General features: G+C 62.2%; 11 protein-coding genes. 4 read left to right on the top strand and 7 right to left on the bottom strand.

Annotated elements, in window-relative coordinates; all coding sequences use genetic code 11:
- Positions 1–106 precede the first annotated feature (106 nt).
- Positions 107–1,510: an aminomethyl transferase family protein gene (locus tag HF684_RS06660; protein WP_169251856.1), complete on the top strand. Its 1,404-nt coding sequence runs from the start codon at positions 107–109 to the stop codon at positions 1,508–1,510.
- A gap of 78 nt (positions 1,511–1,588) precedes the next feature.
- Positions 1,589–2,170 carry a PadR family transcriptional regulator gene (locus tag HF684_RS06665; protein ID WP_169251857.1) on the top strand — a complete coding sequence of 194 codons (582 nt, stop codon included), beginning with the start codon at positions 1,589–1,591 and terminating at the stop codon, positions 2,168–2,170.
- A 56-nt stretch (positions 2,171–2,226) separates the two neighbouring features.
- Here the strand turns inward: HF684_RS06665 and HF684_RS06670 are convergent, their stop codons facing one another.
- From HF684_RS06670 to HF684_RS06695, 6 genes are read right to left on the bottom strand one after another with little or no spacing between them, the layout of a single operon-like run.
- Positions 2,227–3,111 carry an amidohydrolase family protein gene (locus HF684_RS06670; protein WP_169251858.1) on the bottom strand — a complete coding sequence of 295 codons (885 nt, stop codon included), beginning with the start codon at positions 3,109–3,111 and terminating at the stop codon, positions 2,227–2,229.
- 42 nt (positions 3,112–3,153) lie between these two features.
- Entirely contained in the window at positions 3,154–4,122 is a 969-nt protein-coding gene (locus HF684_RS06675; RefSeq protein WP_169251859.1) for a 3-hydroxyacyl-CoA dehydrogenase NAD-binding domain-containing protein, read from the bottom strand.
- The gene (locus HF684_RS06680; RefSeq protein ID WP_169251860.1) at positions 4,119–6,185 is read right to left on the bottom strand and encodes an acetoacetate--CoA ligase; all 2,067 of its coding nucleotides are present in this window, start codon (positions 6,183–6,185) and stop codon (positions 4,119–4,121) included. The genes HF684_RS06675 and HF684_RS06680 overlap by 4 nt, the downstream gene beginning before the upstream one ends.
- Positions 6,186–6,187: 2 nt before the next feature.
- A complete protein-coding gene (locus HF684_RS06685) occupies positions 6,188–7,012 on the bottom strand; it encodes a crotonase/enoyl-CoA hydratase family protein (RefSeq protein WP_169251861.1) in 825 nt (274 codons plus the stop codon).
- Positions 7,009–8,586 (bottom strand): long-chain fatty acid--CoA ligase, encoded by a 1,578-nt coding sequence (locus HF684_RS06690; RefSeq protein ID WP_211168083.1) that lies wholly within the window; start codon positions 8,584–8,586, stop codon positions 7,009–7,011. The genes HF684_RS06685 and HF684_RS06690 overlap by 4 nt, the downstream gene beginning before the upstream one ends.
- Positions 8,583–9,956 carry an MFS transporter gene (locus HF684_RS06695; protein WP_169251862.1) on the bottom strand — a complete coding sequence of 458 codons (1,374 nt, stop codon included), beginning with the start codon at positions 9,954–9,956 and terminating at the stop codon, positions 8,583–8,585. Before HF684_RS06695 ends, HF684_RS06690 begins: the two co-directional genes overlap by 4 nt.
- Positions 9,957–10,106: 150 nt before the next feature.
- Between HF684_RS06695 and HF684_RS06700 the strand changes: the two genes are divergently transcribed.
- Positions 10,107–10,904, top strand: coding sequence for a PaaX family transcriptional regulator C-terminal domain-containing protein (locus tag HF684_RS06700; protein ID WP_169251863.1), 798 nt, complete (start codon positions 10,107–10,109; stop codon positions 10,902–10,904).
- Between the two features lie 49 nt (positions 10,905–10,953).
- Here the strand turns inward: HF684_RS06700 and HF684_RS06705 are convergent, their stop codons facing one another.
- A complete protein-coding gene (locus HF684_RS06705) occupies positions 10,954–11,868 on the bottom strand; it encodes a LysR substrate-binding domain-containing protein (RefSeq protein ID WP_169251864.1) in 915 nt (304 codons plus the stop codon).
- Positions 11,869–11,979: 111 nt separating this feature from the next.
- Here HF684_RS06705 and HF684_RS06710 point away from each other — a divergent pair, with 111 nt between their 5' ends.
- Positions 11,980–15,090, top strand: a complete 3,111-nt coding sequence (locus HF684_RS06710; protein ID WP_169251865.1) for a cytochrome P450 — start codon at positions 11,980–11,982, stop codon at positions 15,088–15,090.
- Positions 15,091–15,108 lie beyond the last annotated feature (18 nt).

The raw sequence follows: 15,108 nt of genomic DNA on the forward strand, positions 1-15,108 counted from the left end.
GTCCGTCGGAGTCGGCCACATCAACGCATCAATTCCCGACCAACACCAAAGAAGAACGGATGCTTCAGTACGGAGCATCCCTGACAACAAGAGAGGTTCATCGACGATGACTGACAATCTCCAACAGATTCTCGACAAGAGCAATCCTGTCGAACTGCTCCGCAACTCGCAGATCGGATCCTATATCTATCCTGTTGTTCCTGCAGACTTCTCGAACTGGATCAAGGAACAGCGCGCTTGGCGAGAAACGGCTGTCCTCTATGACCAATCGCACCACATGGACAATGTCTTCCTACGTGGTGCTGACGCCATCAAGCTGATTTCCGACACAGCAATCAACTCGGTTGCGAAGTTCGCTGTGAACAAGGCCAAGCAGTACGTGCCGACTACAGCGTCGGGACACGTCATCGGCGACGGAATCCTCTTCCATGAAGCAGAGAACGAGTACGTCTACGTCGGTCGTGCGCCGGCGTCGAACTGGCTGATGTTCCACGCGGAGACGGGCGACTACAAGGATCTCGACATCGAGGTCGACCGTCGATCTCCGTCGCGTCCCTACGGTGATCCCGTCAGTCGTCGCTACTACCGCTACCAGATCCAAGGCCCCAAAGCATGGGACATCATCGAGGAGCTGAACGGCGGACCGCTGGAGAAGATCGGCTTCTTCAATATGGCGTCGATGACTATTGCAGGCAAACAGGTGCGCACACTGCGTCACGGCATGGCAGGTGCCCCCGGCCTGGAGCTGTGGGGTCCATATGATGACCACAAGGTCATCCGTGACGCTATCGTTGAGGCCGGCAGTCAGTTCGGCATGCTCCAGGTCGGTTCGCGCGCCTACCCATCGAACACCCTCGAATCGGGATGGATTCCCTCCCCGCTGCCCGCGATCTACACCGGCGAGGCAGAACGGACATTCCGCGAATGGCTCGGCGCCGACAGCTACGAAGCGACCGGAACTCTTGCAGGTTCGTTCGTCTCGGAGAACATCGAAGACTACTATCTGACGCCTTGGGAACTCGGCTACGGATCGTTCGTCAAGTTCGATCACGACTTCATCGGCCGCAGCGCCCTGGAGAAGATGGATCCGGCCGCGCAGCGCAGGAAGGTCACCCTCGCGTGGGACGCCGACGATCTGGGCAAAGTTCTCTCCTCGCCGCTGAACGTCGATGGTCCGAACTACAAGTACTTCGACCTTCCGCTGGCGAACTACGGTTCGGCCAATTACGACAAGGTCATCGACGCCGACGGCAACACGGTCGGCTTCTCGATGTTCACAGGCTATTCGGCGAACGAGCATCGGGGGCTCTCCCTGGCCGTCGTCGATCCTGACGTTCCCGAAGGGGCAGAGCTCAAGGTCGTTTGGGGCGAGCCGGACGGCGGGACCACCAAGGCTTCAGTCGAGCCACACGAGCAGACCGAGGTTCGCGCGGTAGTCAGCCCCGTGCCATACTCGACTGTTGCGCGTCAGACCTACCAGGGAGGATGGCGTACCGGCTACAAAGCCTGAGAACGATAGTGTGAGAGGGTCCGGGTTGAACAGCCCGGACCCTCTTCGTCTTCGGATAAACAGAACAGGATCAACGAGATGAGTCTACGCAGTGCCATCCTTGCGCTTCTCCGGATCGAACCGATGTCGGGCTATGATCTTGCCAAGCAGTTCTCACTTTCGGTAGGCCATGTCTGGCACGCCCCCGACTCGCAGATCTATCCGGAACTGCGCAAGATGGCCGCAGAAGGACTCATCCTTCCCGAAGAACAGACGCGAGGCACCGCCGGGATGCGTCGGGTCTATCACGTCACCAAGTCAGGCGAGGCATCATTCATCGAGTGGATGAATTCTCCTCTGAAGTATCAGCGCACGCGCGATGCATCTCATCTGAAAGCCGCCTACCTCGAGTCGGCGAACCACGAAGCGCGCATTTCCTTCCTTCGCAATCACATCGAAGTATGGACAGGTGAACTCGAGTACATCGAAGACGAGATCGCCAATATCGATGGGCTCGAATCACCGATGCTCAACCGGCGGCTTGCGGTCACGGCCGACGAGGACCGTGAGATGACAATCACCTACAAGCGGTTCGCCTACGAAGGACTCGCTGATCGTGCCCGAAGTGAGATCGCGTGGGCACAGCGAGGGCTCAAGCTGACCGAGCACCTCGAGGGGTGAAGGCAAGCTTCTCGGCCAACTGTGCTTTTCCGGCCGACGGCAGCCCGGTCTGACTCTCACAGGCGCAGTACGCGCAGAGCATTGTCCTTCATGATCAGAGGCACTGCGTCTTCCTTGACACCCAGCTTCTCGAAGTCGCTGATCCATCTCTCGGGGGTGATGAGAGGGAAGTCGGAACCGAAGAGAGCCTTCTCCTTGAGCATCGATCCGATGGCCCGGGTCAGCTGCGGTGGGAAGTACTTCGGCGACCACCCGGAGAGGTCGATGAAAACGTTGGCCTTGTGCGTGGCGATCGAGATCGATGCGTCTGCCCAGGGCACGGACGGGTGAGCGAGGATCATAGTCAGTCCTGGAAAATCTGCCGCGACATCGTCGAGGAGCATCGGGTCCGAATACCTCAGCTTGATCCCGCGGCCCCCGGGCAGCCCGGCACCGATTCCGGTCTGGCCCGTGTGGAAGAGCGCGACGAGATCGTGTTCGGCACACGCCTCGTAGATCGGGTAGTAGGCGGAGTCGCTCGGATCGAACCCCTGCAGACTGGGGTGGAACTTCATGCCTCTGACTCCGTAGTTCGTCGCGAGGTCATGAATGCGGTCGACCGCCTCGGCCGGCTTTCGAGGATCGACAGATCCGAAGGGAATGAGGACGTCGTTGTGTTCCGCCGCCTGTTCGGCGATCATCTCGGATGAAACCGGCGGATGTCCGCCGAGCGCTGACGTGGCGTCGACCGTGAAGATCACTGCCGCCATCTTCCGCTCGCGGTAGTAGTCGGCAAGATCGGCAACGGTCGGGGTGCGTGGAACCGATGCCCGAAAGTACCCCGCCGAAGCGTCGAGTAGCTCTTGGTCGAGCGAAGTGTGCTGGTGGTCGTCGGCTTCGACGTGGGTGTGGACGTCGATGGCACGGATCGTTTCGGTGTCGATGGCTGACTTGTAGATCATCGGTGTCATTCCTCGTGGTGGTGTGAACAGGAACTGTGCGGGTCAGGGAAGCTCCTCATAGCGCTGCTTGAGCTCGAGCAGGCGGATGAGCATCTCATCGCGTTGGCGAGCGATGGCAGTGGTGTCCCTGTCCACGAGTTCGTCGTCGACGCCGGCAATGAGTTTCCCCTTGAGATCTTCGTCGAGATGTACCTTCTTGAGGTCGTGCATCCACACCTCTTGCGGCGGTCCGAGATGGTCAAGGACGTGACGCATTCCGCCGGCGCCTCCGGACAATGCTTGCTGAGCCAACGGCCCGAGGATCGCCCACCGCAGGCCGGGGCCGTATGAGACCGCAGTGTCGATGTCTGACACAGAGACCACGCCCTCATTGACCAATGAATAGGTCTCCTGCCACAGCGCGGCCTGGAGACGGTTGACTACGTGGCCTGGGAGCTCGGCTCGGACGAGGATGGGTTTCTTCCCAATCGACCGGTAGATCGACAGCGCCCGGTCGACGAGCTCTGGGGAGGCTCCGGGCGTGGGGACCACTTCTACCAACGGGATGAGGTGGGCTGGGTTGAAGGGGTGTCCGACGACGATGCGGCTCGGAGCTTTCGTCGCTTCCGCTGAGATCTCGCTCGGGGCGAAGCCCGACGTCGATGAGGCGATGATTGTCGCCTCGGGTGCCGCTGCGTCGATCTCGGCAAGCATCGCCTGCTTGACTTCGAGGCGCTCTGGGCCGTTCTCCTGGACGAAGTCGGCAGAGCCGACCGACTCGGCGAGTGTGGACGCAAAGGCCAGGCGATTCAGCTGCGAGTGGCTGACTCCGGTGGTCATCTCGAGATTGCTCTTCACCTGCTCAAGCAGTCGTTCCTCGGCTCCATCAGCAGGGTCGAAGGCGGTGACGCTGTGACCTGCGGCCAGGAAGCCCGATACCCAGGCCGCCCCGATGACTCCGGTGCCGACGACAGCGATTGCGAGTCTTTCATCCTGATGATTCGGCGACCGCGTGTTCTCCGCAGCGTTCATGCTGAATCCCTTTCCCTCCGTGCTTCGGCAAAAGCGACGTACTCGTCGAGCGAGTTCGGATCCTGCAAGGCACCGAGGCTCGCGACCTCGTCGAGAGCGGCGCCCTGGACGATGCGTTTGACCGGGACTTCGAGCTTCTTGCCCGTGCGTCCGAGCGGCACCTTCGTCACCGGAACGATCTCGTCAGGAATGTGCCTAGGGGAGAGCCGAGTCTTGAGTTCCCTGCGGACGCGGACCGACAGGTCGTCAGTAAAGGGCACGCCGGATTCGGTCTGGACGAAGACCACGAGTTCTCCCATTCCGCCGTCAGGATCTTCCAGGTGGATCACCAGGCCATCGGCCACTTCGTCGAGCGTGTCGAGGACGGAATAGAAGTCCGCAGTGCCCAGCCGCACCCCGCCTCGGTTCAGGGTGGCGTCGGAGCGGCCGGTGACAACGACTCCACCGTCGGAGGAGAAGCGCACCCAGTCGCCGTGCTGCCAGATACCGGGGAACTTCTCGAAGTAGGCCTTCTCGAATCGGTCATCGCCATCCTCACCCCAGAAAGTCACGGGCATCGAGGGAACCGGCTCGGTGATGACGAGCTCTCCGAGCTCGTCGAGGACCTCCTGCCCATCCGAGTCGTAGGCTTTGGCGGCAAATCCAAGCGAGGGCGCCGTCATCTCACCGGAATACACGGGGGCCAGTGGTGAGCCCTGGAGGATTCCGGTGCACACATCAGTGCCGCCGCAGCCTACATTGACCAACACATCCTGCCCGAACTGTTCGACAAGCCATTCGAAGCCCTCGGCCGGCAGCGGGGAGCCAGCCGCTCCGAACTGTTCGACGGAGGCCAGATCGAATTCCTCCGTGGGACGAGTGCCTTCCTTGCGTGCGCTCATGATCGATCCGGGAGCCATACCCATGAGCGTAGTGCGGGTATTCGCCGCGATGCGCCACAGTTCCTTCGAATCGGGGTAGTTCGGATTGCCATCGATCATGACGATTCCCGAGCCGACGACGAGTCCGCCGACCAGCGCGTTCCACATCATCCACGCGGTCGTCGAGAACCAGCAGAATTGGCTGCCCGGGCCCAGGTCGAAGTGCAGGCCGTGATTCTTCAGCGTCTCGAGCAGAATGCCTCCGTGGCTGTGCACGATGGCCTTCGGTTTCCCCGTTGTTCCCGAGGAGAAGAGGATGAACAGGGGGTGGTCGAAGGGGACCGGCTCGAATTCGACCCCGGTGAGTGCCGTGTCCGGAGAACTTTCGACCGTCGTCGGCTCGTCGATTCCCGCAGATGTGGTCCCTAACTCAACGTAGTCGACGACGGCGATCGGATGGTCGAGCCCGGCGCCTGTTGTGAAGGCCTCGTGCAGTTCCGCGTCGAGACTGAACGATCCGTATTCGACGTGGACGAGGTGGGCCAGTGTCGGCAGGGCGGCGACCACCTCGGCGAGTTCGTCGGAGCGTGCGACGTCCTTGGCCCCGTATCTGTAGCCGGGGATCGCCAGCAGAACGGTGGGCTCGACCTGGGAGAAGCGGTCGATGACCGACTGGGTGCCGAACTCGGGCGCGCAGCTTGCCCAGATTGCGCCGAGACTCGCAGCGGCAAGGAACGCCACGAGTGCCTCGGGCTGGTTGGGCAGGTAGCCCACGACACGATCTCCCTTGGTCACGCCGAGCGAGATGAGACCGGTACGGACTCGAGCGACCTCGGAGCGCAGGTCGTCGAAGCTCAGGGTGAAGCCGTCGCGGGTCTGGGAGACCGCGGTGACGGCGAGGTCGTCTGCCTGCTCGGGGGCGCCGAGGGAGTGCTCGGCATAGTTGAGCGTGGCACCGGTGAACCATTTCGCATGAGGCATGACACGCTCTTCGAGCACCGACTCATACGGTGTGTGGCTGGAGACGCCGAAATAGTCCCACACAGATTCCCAGAAGTCCTCGATGTCGGTGACCGACCAGTTGTAGAGCTCGTTCCAGCTGGTGAGAAACATTCCGTGCTTTTCGTTCACCCAGGTCAGGAAGTCGCCGATTCTGCTGTTTCCGATTGCTCCGGAGGGGACTTCTCGAATGATCGAAGCCATGTTCACTTCCTCACTTTGGGGCCCGAGCCATCGAGGAAGGCACGCATGAGCCCCTTTGCCTCGGCACTCGACTGGGCCACGGAGGCCATGAGTGCCTCCAGCAGGTAACCTTCGTCGCGGCCGGTTTCGGCGATGCGCGGCAGCGCTTGGGTGATCGCATAGTTCGTCACCGGGGAGTTCGAAGCGATCGACGCCGCTAGCTCCCGGGCCTTGGCCGGACCTTCGCCGGCGGGGACGCGGTAGTTGACGAGTCCGATGCTCTCGGCTTCGGAGGCGTCGAAGCGGCGGCCGGTGAGCATCATGTCTTGGACTCGGCTGAGTCCGATGAGGCGGGGCACCCGTACCGAGGCGCCTCCGCCGACGAAGAGACCGCGTTTGCCCTCGGGCAGGGCGAAGTATGCGGACTCCTCGGCCACCCGCAGGTGCGCGGCGGTCGCGAGTTCGAGGCCGCCGCCGATGACTCCGCCCTGTAGGACGGCGATGACGGGGATCTCGGATTCGGTGATCGCATTCATCGTCGTGTGCCAGGAACGTGAGTGGTGGAGTCCGCCCACGGCGTCGCGCTCAGCCATCTCGGACAGATCGAGCCCCGCGCAGAAATGCTCGCCGACGGATGTCAGCACTATGGCCGAGACCGCGGGCGGGGTGCGGAAGAATTCGCCGAGAGCGGCAATCGTCGCATCGTCGAGGGCGTTGCGCTTGGCAGGCCGATCGAGAGTCAGAACTCCGATGTCACCCTCGGCAGCGAACCGGAGGGCTTCGGAGATTTCGGTCGACTTCGGCTTTTCGGAGACGCCTGTGACGCGGGACGAGGGGAGGTGGGTCATCTGTGGTCCTTCGATGGTGCGGATGGTGCTGGATATTCCGGGTTTGTGGTCGTCGCTGTGGGATTCGAGTGTGCGCCGAGCCCATCAGCGGCGCGCAAGGAGACCTTGTGTATCTTTCCTGAGCCGGTGCGTGGGAGTTCGTCGACGAGGCTGAAATACTTCGGCACCTTGTATTTGGCTAGGCGAGCGATCAGGTAGTCGCTCAGTTCATCCGGCGTCGGTCGGGTGTCCGAATCAGCTGCGACGATGAAGGCATGGCCGACCTCGCCCCACCTCTCATCGGCTGCGGCGACCACCGCGGCTTCGCTGACACTTGGATGCTCGAAGAGCGCTGACTCCACCTCGGCGGGATAGACGTTCTCACCACCGGAGATGAACATGTCCTTGAGCCGGTCGACGATGAAGAGGAATCCGTCGTCGTCGAGGTAGCCGATGTCGCCAGTATGGAACCATCCGCCAGGGGAGAATGCCTGACCGGTGGCATTCGAATCATGCCAATAGCCATTGGTGACGTTGGGGCCGCGGGCGACGATTTCGCCCTTGACTCCGGGGGAGCACGAATTTCCGGAGACATCGCGGATATCGACTTCGGTGAAGGGCACGGCACGTCCGGCCGATCCGGCCTTGTCGAGGGCGTGCGCAGCGGGCAGGAAAGTGCAGCCCGGGGAGGTCTCGGTGAGTCCGTAGCCTTGGCAGAACATGATGCCCCTCGCTTGGTAGCTCTTGATCAGGGAGACAGGGATCGGTGCACCGCCTGAATTGACGAATCGCAGCGAGGACAGGTCAGCACTTTCCCACCTCGACGACTGCAGCATGTCCGCGAACATCGTTGTGACCCCGGCCATCCAGGTGAGCCCTTCGTGCTCGACGGCATCGAACGCGCGGTCGATGTCCCACCGCGGTTCGATGAGCATGTGCGCCCCACGCAGGTAACTGGTCATCACCTGCTGGTTGAGGCTGATTACGTGGAAGAGAGGCGCAGTGACCAGCGTGACGTCGTCGGCGGTGAGGTCCGTGTTGAGGAGAAGATTGAAAGAATTCCACATCAGGTTGGCATGAGAGAGGACCGCGCCTTTGGGGCGCCCGGTAGTCCCGGATGTGAAGAGAAGGAACGCCGGGTGCTCGCCGTCGACATCGGCCGCCGGCAAGAGCGGACCCATCGTCGAGTTGGGCGCAGCGTGCCACGGCACCGCTTCCTGGGCGACATCGGTCTGCAGCTCTGCTGCCACCTTGGCCGATTCGGGCGCCACGTACAACAGAGACACTTCTGTGAGAGCGAGCTGGTAGTCGAGTTCGGGTGGCGCGAGTCGCCAATTGAGTGGGATGAAGATCGCGCCGAGGCGGAGGCAGGCGAGCAGGGCGACGATCAGGGCCGGATGATTGGGGCCGAGGTAGGCAACGCGATCACCACGACGGACTCCCTGCGCGTGCAGCTCTGCCGCGCAGGTCAAGGTGCGTTTGTGCATCTCGGTGTAGGTGTGTTGGACACCGGCGAAAGTGATTGCAGGCTTGTCGCCGTAGTCGATGGCCTGGACTTCGGAGAGTCGGGTCAGAGTGGGGTGGCAGAAGGTCACGGGGCCTGCCCTTCCGTTGCTGCTGACGGAGTGCCGTTTTGAGTGCTGGGCCGCGACTCGACGATGTTCTGGGCTGACAGGCTGCGGGATTTCGTCTCGCCGAGCCTCCAGATGCAGAGGATGCTGATGGCGGCGACGACCGTGATGACGATCGATAAGGGGATGGTGGACGGTGATTCGGTCGAGCTCATGATCGCGGCGAACAGGACTGGAGAAATGCCTGCGCCGATTCCGGCGATCTGGTACCCGAGGGATGCCCCGGTATAGCGGTGCTCGGTGTCGAAGAGCTCCGAGTAGAGACCGGCCAAAGGTCCATAGATCATCGGGTGGATGACGCCCTGGCCGATGATCATGCCGATGGTGATGATGACGCCGTTCTTGGTCTCGATCATCGGGAAGAGTACGAAGCCCCACACGGCGATGAGTATGGCCCCGGCGATGACCAATGGTCGACGACCGATCGTATCGGACAGTCGGGACCAGCCGATGATGCCGAAGATCGCGAAGAACGAGGAGAAGGACAGGGCGTTGAGTATCGTCTGCTGTTCGACACCGATCTGCACCCCGTACGCCACAGAATAGGTAGTGAGCAGTCCCTGGAACATAAAGGCCGACAGGCCTACTCCGACGGCGAACAGCAGGGTCACCGGTTGTCCGCGCAGAGCGGCGATAATCGGGATGCGACGGGAGGGTGTACGCGCCTTCGCGGCGAGGAACTCAGGAGATTCGGCGACAGCCGAGCGGACGATGAGGCCCACGACGAGCAGGAGGATCGAGGCGAGGAACGGCAGACGCCAGCCCCAGGCGATGAATTCCTCAGGGCCCATGACCGCCAGGATTGCGGCGATGACGAGCGCGGAGACAAGTTGCCCGGTTGGTGCGCCCGCACTGGTGAAACTGGCCCAGAAGCCGCGGTGTTTCGTCGAATGCTCGGCCGACATGAGCATGGCTCCGCCCCATTCTCCGCCGATAGCCACGCCCTGCACGACACGGATGACGATGAGGAGAACTGGTCCGGTGAGGCCCGCCTGCTCGTAGGTCGGCAGTAAGCCGATTGCCGTTGAGGCGATACCGATGGTGAACATGCTGAGCACGAGCATGCGTTTGCGGCCGAGCTTGTCCCCGAAGTGCCCGAAGACGATGCCTCCGAGGGGACGAGCCAGATAGCCGGTGGCGAATGTGGCCAGACTGGCGAGAGTGCCGACTGCAGGGGAGAGGTTGGAAAAGAACACGTCCTTGAATACGAGGGCGGCGCAGACCGAATAGACGAAGAAGTCGTAGTATTCGATGACGCTGCCAAGGTATGCCGACGCAGCAGCTCGCTTGAGCATCGGTGTTGATTTGCTTGAGGTGGAGTTCGCGGAAGCCATGTAATCCTCGCTGACTGAACGGCTCACTTGATTGACGGTCTGATCGGCGGCGATCGAACCGGTTCCGATACTATGCAAACTGTCGACGGAACGTCAATAGTTTGCGGGTAATTGCCACTTTCGAATGGAAGGCTCACATAGAATCGGGGCATGAGCCTTCGTCCGCAGTCGCTTTTCTTTGCTCTCGTCGGGGAGCATTTGCTTGGATCGTCTCGTCCTCTCAGTGGAGCTTCGATCGTTTTCGTCATGAAGAGGCTCGGTGTCGGTGAGACCGCGGCAAGGTCGGTACTTCAGCGAATGACTGCCAAGGGCTTCGTCGCCCGTCGTAAGCAGGGCAGGAAGACGTTTTACACGTTGACCGAGACCGGCTCTCGGATCCTCGGCGAGGGAGGTCGGAAGATGTTCGCCGACTGGCAGCCCGATAGCTGGGACGGTAACTGGACGATGGTGAGGTTACAGGTTCCCGAGGCGCGGAGATCGCTGCGGCAGAAGATCTGGTCCCAGCTGTCGTGGGCGGGGTTCGGCCAGGTCGACGGTGGCACTTGGGTGGCGCCGGGGGAACAAGAGTTGCCGTCTGCGCTTGATTTGGGGCGGGCTGGGGTCTCACCGATCGTTATCTGCGGCAAGCCGCAACCCCCGACGACCGACGACCAGCTCGTTGGAGCTTTCGATCTGGATGAACTGTCCGCAGAGTACGCTGCGTTCGGCGACAGGTGGGGTCAGTATGACCCGGAATCGGCCTCGCCGGTGGAGGCATTAGTGGCACGAGTGAAGCTGCAGTGCGAGTGGTTGGGATTGACTCGGGCGGACCCGCAGCTTCCCGCTCAGCTGCTGCCGGAGGGCTGGCCGGGAACGAGGCAGGCGCGACTGTTCAAAGACCTCAATGATCAGATGAGCCGAACGGAGGCGTCCGTGGTCGATGATTTCTTCGCGGGCACTTTGGAGTAAGCGAGTTGCATCGGCGGTATCTCCGCCCACAGGGACAGGGTGTCTGGTCTCAGATCCACTCCTGCGCCAAGGCGAATTCGATGAGCGCCTGCACCCTGGGTGCGATGGTCGTGTGTGCGGGCCAGATCACCTCGACGCTGACCGGCTTCACTGCGGGCTCGATCTCTTTGACGATGAGCGGCAGATCTTCGTAGCTGTTCGAGTTCGACAGTCGTTGGACCAGTATTCCGTATCCGAGCCCACGCGCGACGAGTGTCCGGACCACCTCGTAGCTCGTCGTGCGGTGGCGGATCGTCGGGTGCAGCTGTCGTTCAGCGAACATCGACAGGGTGTGGTGACTCGACGGAGGCGAATCGAGCAGGATGAGGTCCCTCCTCTCGAGGTCCTCGAGTCGTATCATCTCCCGATCTGCGAACTCATCATCGGCGGCCAGGACGACGTGTGCCGGCTGAGCGAAGAGCTGGGCGCGGTTCGGTGTGCCCGGGACGAGGGTCTCGTAGACGAAGGCCAGATCGATCTCGCCCGAGTCGAGTTTGCCGACCAGCAGATCCTGTGTGTTCTCGATGATCTCGAGGCTCACCTTCGAGTGCAGTCGCCCGAATCCATCGAGCAGGACCGGGAGGATCATCGGTGCCAATGTCGGATAGCAGCCGATGGTGATCGGGCCGGCGAGTTCGCCGTTCGTCGTCTTCAGCTGAAGCTCGAGGTCACGTGCATCGGCCAGCAGAGGGCGGGCCTTGTCGAGGACCTGTCGGCCCGCGGCCGTGAGCACCAGACCCTGCGACTTCCGCCGAATGCACAGCTGAGACTGCAGCTCGTGTTCAAGCGTGGTGATGGCGTCGGAGATTGCGGACGACGACACGTGCAGCTCCCGCGCCGCAGCCGAGATCGTCCCCAATCGAGCAGCCGTCATCAGATAGGACAGCTGTCGCAGTGTGAAATTCGGTGGCTGGTCAGAGTTCATATTCGCTAATCCGATTTAGTTGTCCGGTTAATTCCGCTTTTCCTTTCTAAGCGTAGTGCACATACTGATGTGAACAGCCTCACAGATACACTCGACGAAGAGGAGACGGCGATGACTTCTCAACTGCATGCCCCCACTGAATCCGAAAGGGCGAACCACACAGCTTCGGCGATCCCGGTCGCCGACTGGGTGACGATCCCCGAGCTCTACGATGACCCGTTCCCGATCTATGAACGTCTGCGCGCCGAGGGCGGCGTGCATTGGGTTCCTGCGGTCAACCGCTATCTCATCACCAGCTACGAAGCCGTCAGTGCCACCGAGCACGACCAGGAAGTCTTCTCCGCAGACGAGGAAGGGTCGCTGCAGATTCGAGCCATGGGGCACTCGATGCTGCGCCGCGACGATCCCATGCACTACGAACAGCGACGTGCCTGGCAGCCGGTCCTCAAACCGGGCTACGTCAAACGAGTCTGGACGAAGATGTACCGCGAGGTCGCCGAGGACCTCTTGGCCGAACTCATCGGCAAGGGCCCCGGAGCAGATCTCATCTGGGACTTCGCCGCTCCGTACGCGAGTGAGACGCTGCGCCGCATGCTCGGCCTCTACAACGCCGACCAGTCGGATCTGCAGCGCTGGTCGCAGACGATGATCGACGCCACCGGCAACTACGCCGATGACCCCGACGTCTGGGCGAAGGGCAAGAAGTCCTTCGACGAAGTCGACGCCGCGCTCGACGAGATGCTCGAATATCACCTGACCCACCGCGACGACTCGCTGATCTCCGGGCTGCTGTCCATGCCTGGTGATCAGATGCCCATCGAGCAGATCCGGGCCAATATCAAGATGACGATCGGCGGCGGTCTCAACGAACCGCGCGACGCCCTCGGCGTCGCCGCCTTGGCCATGTTCGACAATCCCGAACAGCGAGCAGCCGCGATCGCTGACCCGGCACTGTGGCCGACCGTGTTCGAAGAGACCATCCGATGGGTTGCTCCCATCGGGATGTACTCCCGCCAGACCACATGCGAAACCGAACTCGCCGGCAAACTGCTTCCCGCGGGTGCGAAATTGGGCATCTGCGTGCTCTCGGCCAATCGTGACGAAGACGTCTGGGACGACGCGCATCGCTTCGACATCCACCGTGAAGTCAAACCGCATCTGGCCTTCAGCAAAGGTGTGCACGTGTGCCTGGGCAACTGGGCGGCACGGGCGGAGATCGCCGAGGTGGCACTTCCCCTGCTCTTCAACTCCGTCAAGGGACTCGACATCGACCGCACCCGAGAAACTCGAATAGGCGGCTGGGTCTTCCGCGGCATGCTCAGACTTCCGGTCACCTGGGACTCGGCAGAAGACACTCCGAACTACGGAATCTCCCGCACCAAGAGCGATGACCGAACCGATTCCGGTTCCCAGGACGGTGCCGGTGCCGCGCCGGACACAGAAGGCCCGAGAATCGCCGTCGTCGGCGCCGGCCCGTCCGGCTGCTTCTCTGCGAAGGAGATCCTCCGCCAAGTGCCGGGAAGTCGAGTCGACGTCTTCGACAGACTTCCCGTCCCCTACGGACTGCTGCGTTACGGAGTGGCCGCCGATCACCAGGGGACGAAATCCGTCTCCGCACAGTTCGACCGCCTCTTCGCCGATCCCCGTGCGACATTCATCGGCAACACCGAACTCGGCGTCGACGTGACCATGGACGAACTCAAGTCCGGCTACGACTCGGTGGTCCTCGCAAGCGGTCTGTCCCACGACCGTCCCCTCGACATCCCCGGTGCCGACCTGAAGCACGTCTATTCGGCCGGCAGAATCACCCGCCTGCTCAACGGCCATCCCGACGAGAGAGAAGATGACGGCAGGACCCACACTCCCGATCTCGGTTCACGAGTGGCCGTGATCGGTCAGGGAAATGTCGCCATCGATGTGCTCCGGCTCCTCAGCTGCGACGCCCAGGCACTCGACGGCAGCGACATCGACGACAGCGCCTACACCCCACTGCGACGGAACATCTCTCGGATCGACATCATCGGCCGCTCACCTGCCGGCACGGCGAAATTCGATCCCGTCATGATCCGCGAAGTCGGACGAGTCCCGGGCCTTGTCCACGAACTCCACGGTGTCGACCTCACCACGCGAGTCCCCGGAAAAGACGCGAAGCTCGACGCGCTCGCCGAACTCACCCGCACCTCGGGATCACCGACTGCACACGATGCGATCCACGTCCATTGGTGGTTCGAGACCATTCCCGAGGCGCTCACCGGCGACGGTGCCGTGTCCGGGGTCGAGCTGCGGCGCGCCGGCGACCACAGCATCCGCCTCGACGTCGACTCGGTCATCACCGCCATCGGATTCGTCCGGGATCCGATGACGAGTGCCCGACAGGGCATCTGCCCCGTCTCACCGATTCCCGGCGACGGAAGGATCGGTGACGGTCTCTTCGCGATCGGCTGGCTCAAAGGCAACGGCAGAGGGACCATTCCCGACCAGCGGGCCGATGCACGAAGCCTGGCCGCGCAGATCGCGGCAGAACGGAACGCCGGATCGGTGACAACCGGTGCTCCCGGACTGACTCCGCATGCCCTTGCCACCGACTTCGCTTCATGGCGGCGCATCGATCTCAAGGAGCGCCTCGGTGCCGGACCCGGACGGTGCAGGTCCAAGATCACCTCGCGAGCCGAACTCATGGCAGCAGCCGGCGACCTCAGTTTGGACGAGTCGCTGCAGGCCACCTCGGCGAATTCTTCGGCGAGCCTGGCCGCTGGTCAACCCGTCACGATTCTGTTCGGAACGGAATCGGGCAATGCCGAACTCGTCGCCGAGGAGATCGGCGCCTTCCTCGGCGACCGTGACGACCTGAAGATCACCGATCTCGCAGAGGTCTCTCCGGAGGATCTCGACCCCGATCGGTTCCATCTCATCGTCTGCTCCACCTACGGCGATGGGGACGTGCCGAGATCGGCCACCGACTTCTACCAGACGCTGAAGGCTCGGGACGTCGACCTCCAGGGAATCCGCTTCGCCATGTTCGGCCTCGGCGATGCCAGCTACACACGGACCTACTCGCGCGGAAGCGAGCTTCTCACCGAAGCTCTCGAAGCGCGCGGCGCGGTGCGGGAAGCCGAATACGGCCGCCACGATGCCGGCGGAGCCGTGCCTGCATCCGAAGCGGCATGCGAGTGGGCCGAAGGAGTACTCACCACAATCGGCACCACATTCGCTGCCGTCTGACGGCGACCTCTCCAGTCC

The organism is Brevibacterium sp. 'Marine' (assembly GCF_012844365.1).
Taxonomy (GTDB): domain Bacteria; phylum Actinomycetota; class Actinomycetes; order Actinomycetales; family Brevibacteriaceae; genus Brevibacterium.

Excerpts from the sequence above, each read along its gene's own strand:
- HF684_RS06660 (WP_169251856.1), top strand. The coding sequence starts at position 107 with ATGACTGACAATCTCCAACAGATTCTCGACAAGAGCAATCCTGTCGAA.
- HF684_RS06665 (WP_169251857.1), top strand. The coding sequence starts at position 1,589 with ATGAGTCTACGCAGTGCCATCCTTGCGCTTCTCCGGATCGAACCGATG.
- HF684_RS06670 (WP_169251858.1), bottom strand. The coding sequence starts at position 3,111 with ATGATCTACAAGTCAGCCATCGACACCGAAACGATCCGTGCCATCGAC.
- HF684_RS06675 (WP_169251859.1), bottom strand. The coding sequence starts at position 4,122 with ATGAACGCTGCGGAGAACACGCGGTCGCCGAATCATCAGGATGAAAGA.
- HF684_RS06680 (WP_169251860.1), bottom strand. The coding sequence starts at position 6,185 with ATGGCTTCGATCATTCGAGAAGTCCCCTCCGGAGCAATCGGAAACAGC.
- HF684_RS06685 (WP_169251861.1), bottom strand. The coding sequence starts at position 7,012 with ATGACCCACCTCCCCTCGTCCCGCGTCACAGGCGTCTCCGAAAAGCCG.
- HF684_RS06695 (WP_169251862.1), bottom strand. The coding sequence starts at position 9,956 with ATGGCTTCCGCGAACTCCACCTCAAGCAAATCAACACCGATGCTCAAG.
- HF684_RS06700 (WP_169251863.1), top strand. The coding sequence starts at position 10,107 with ATGAGCCTTCGTCCGCAGTCGCTTTTCTTTGCTCTCGTCGGGGAGCAT.
- HF684_RS06705 (WP_169251864.1), bottom strand. The coding sequence starts at position 11,868 with ATGAACTCTGACCAGCCACCGAATTTCACACTGCGACAGCTGTCCTAT.
- HF684_RS06710 (WP_169251865.1), top strand. The coding sequence starts at position 11,980 with ATGACTTCTCAACTGCATGCCCCCACTGAATCCGAAAGGGCGAACCAC.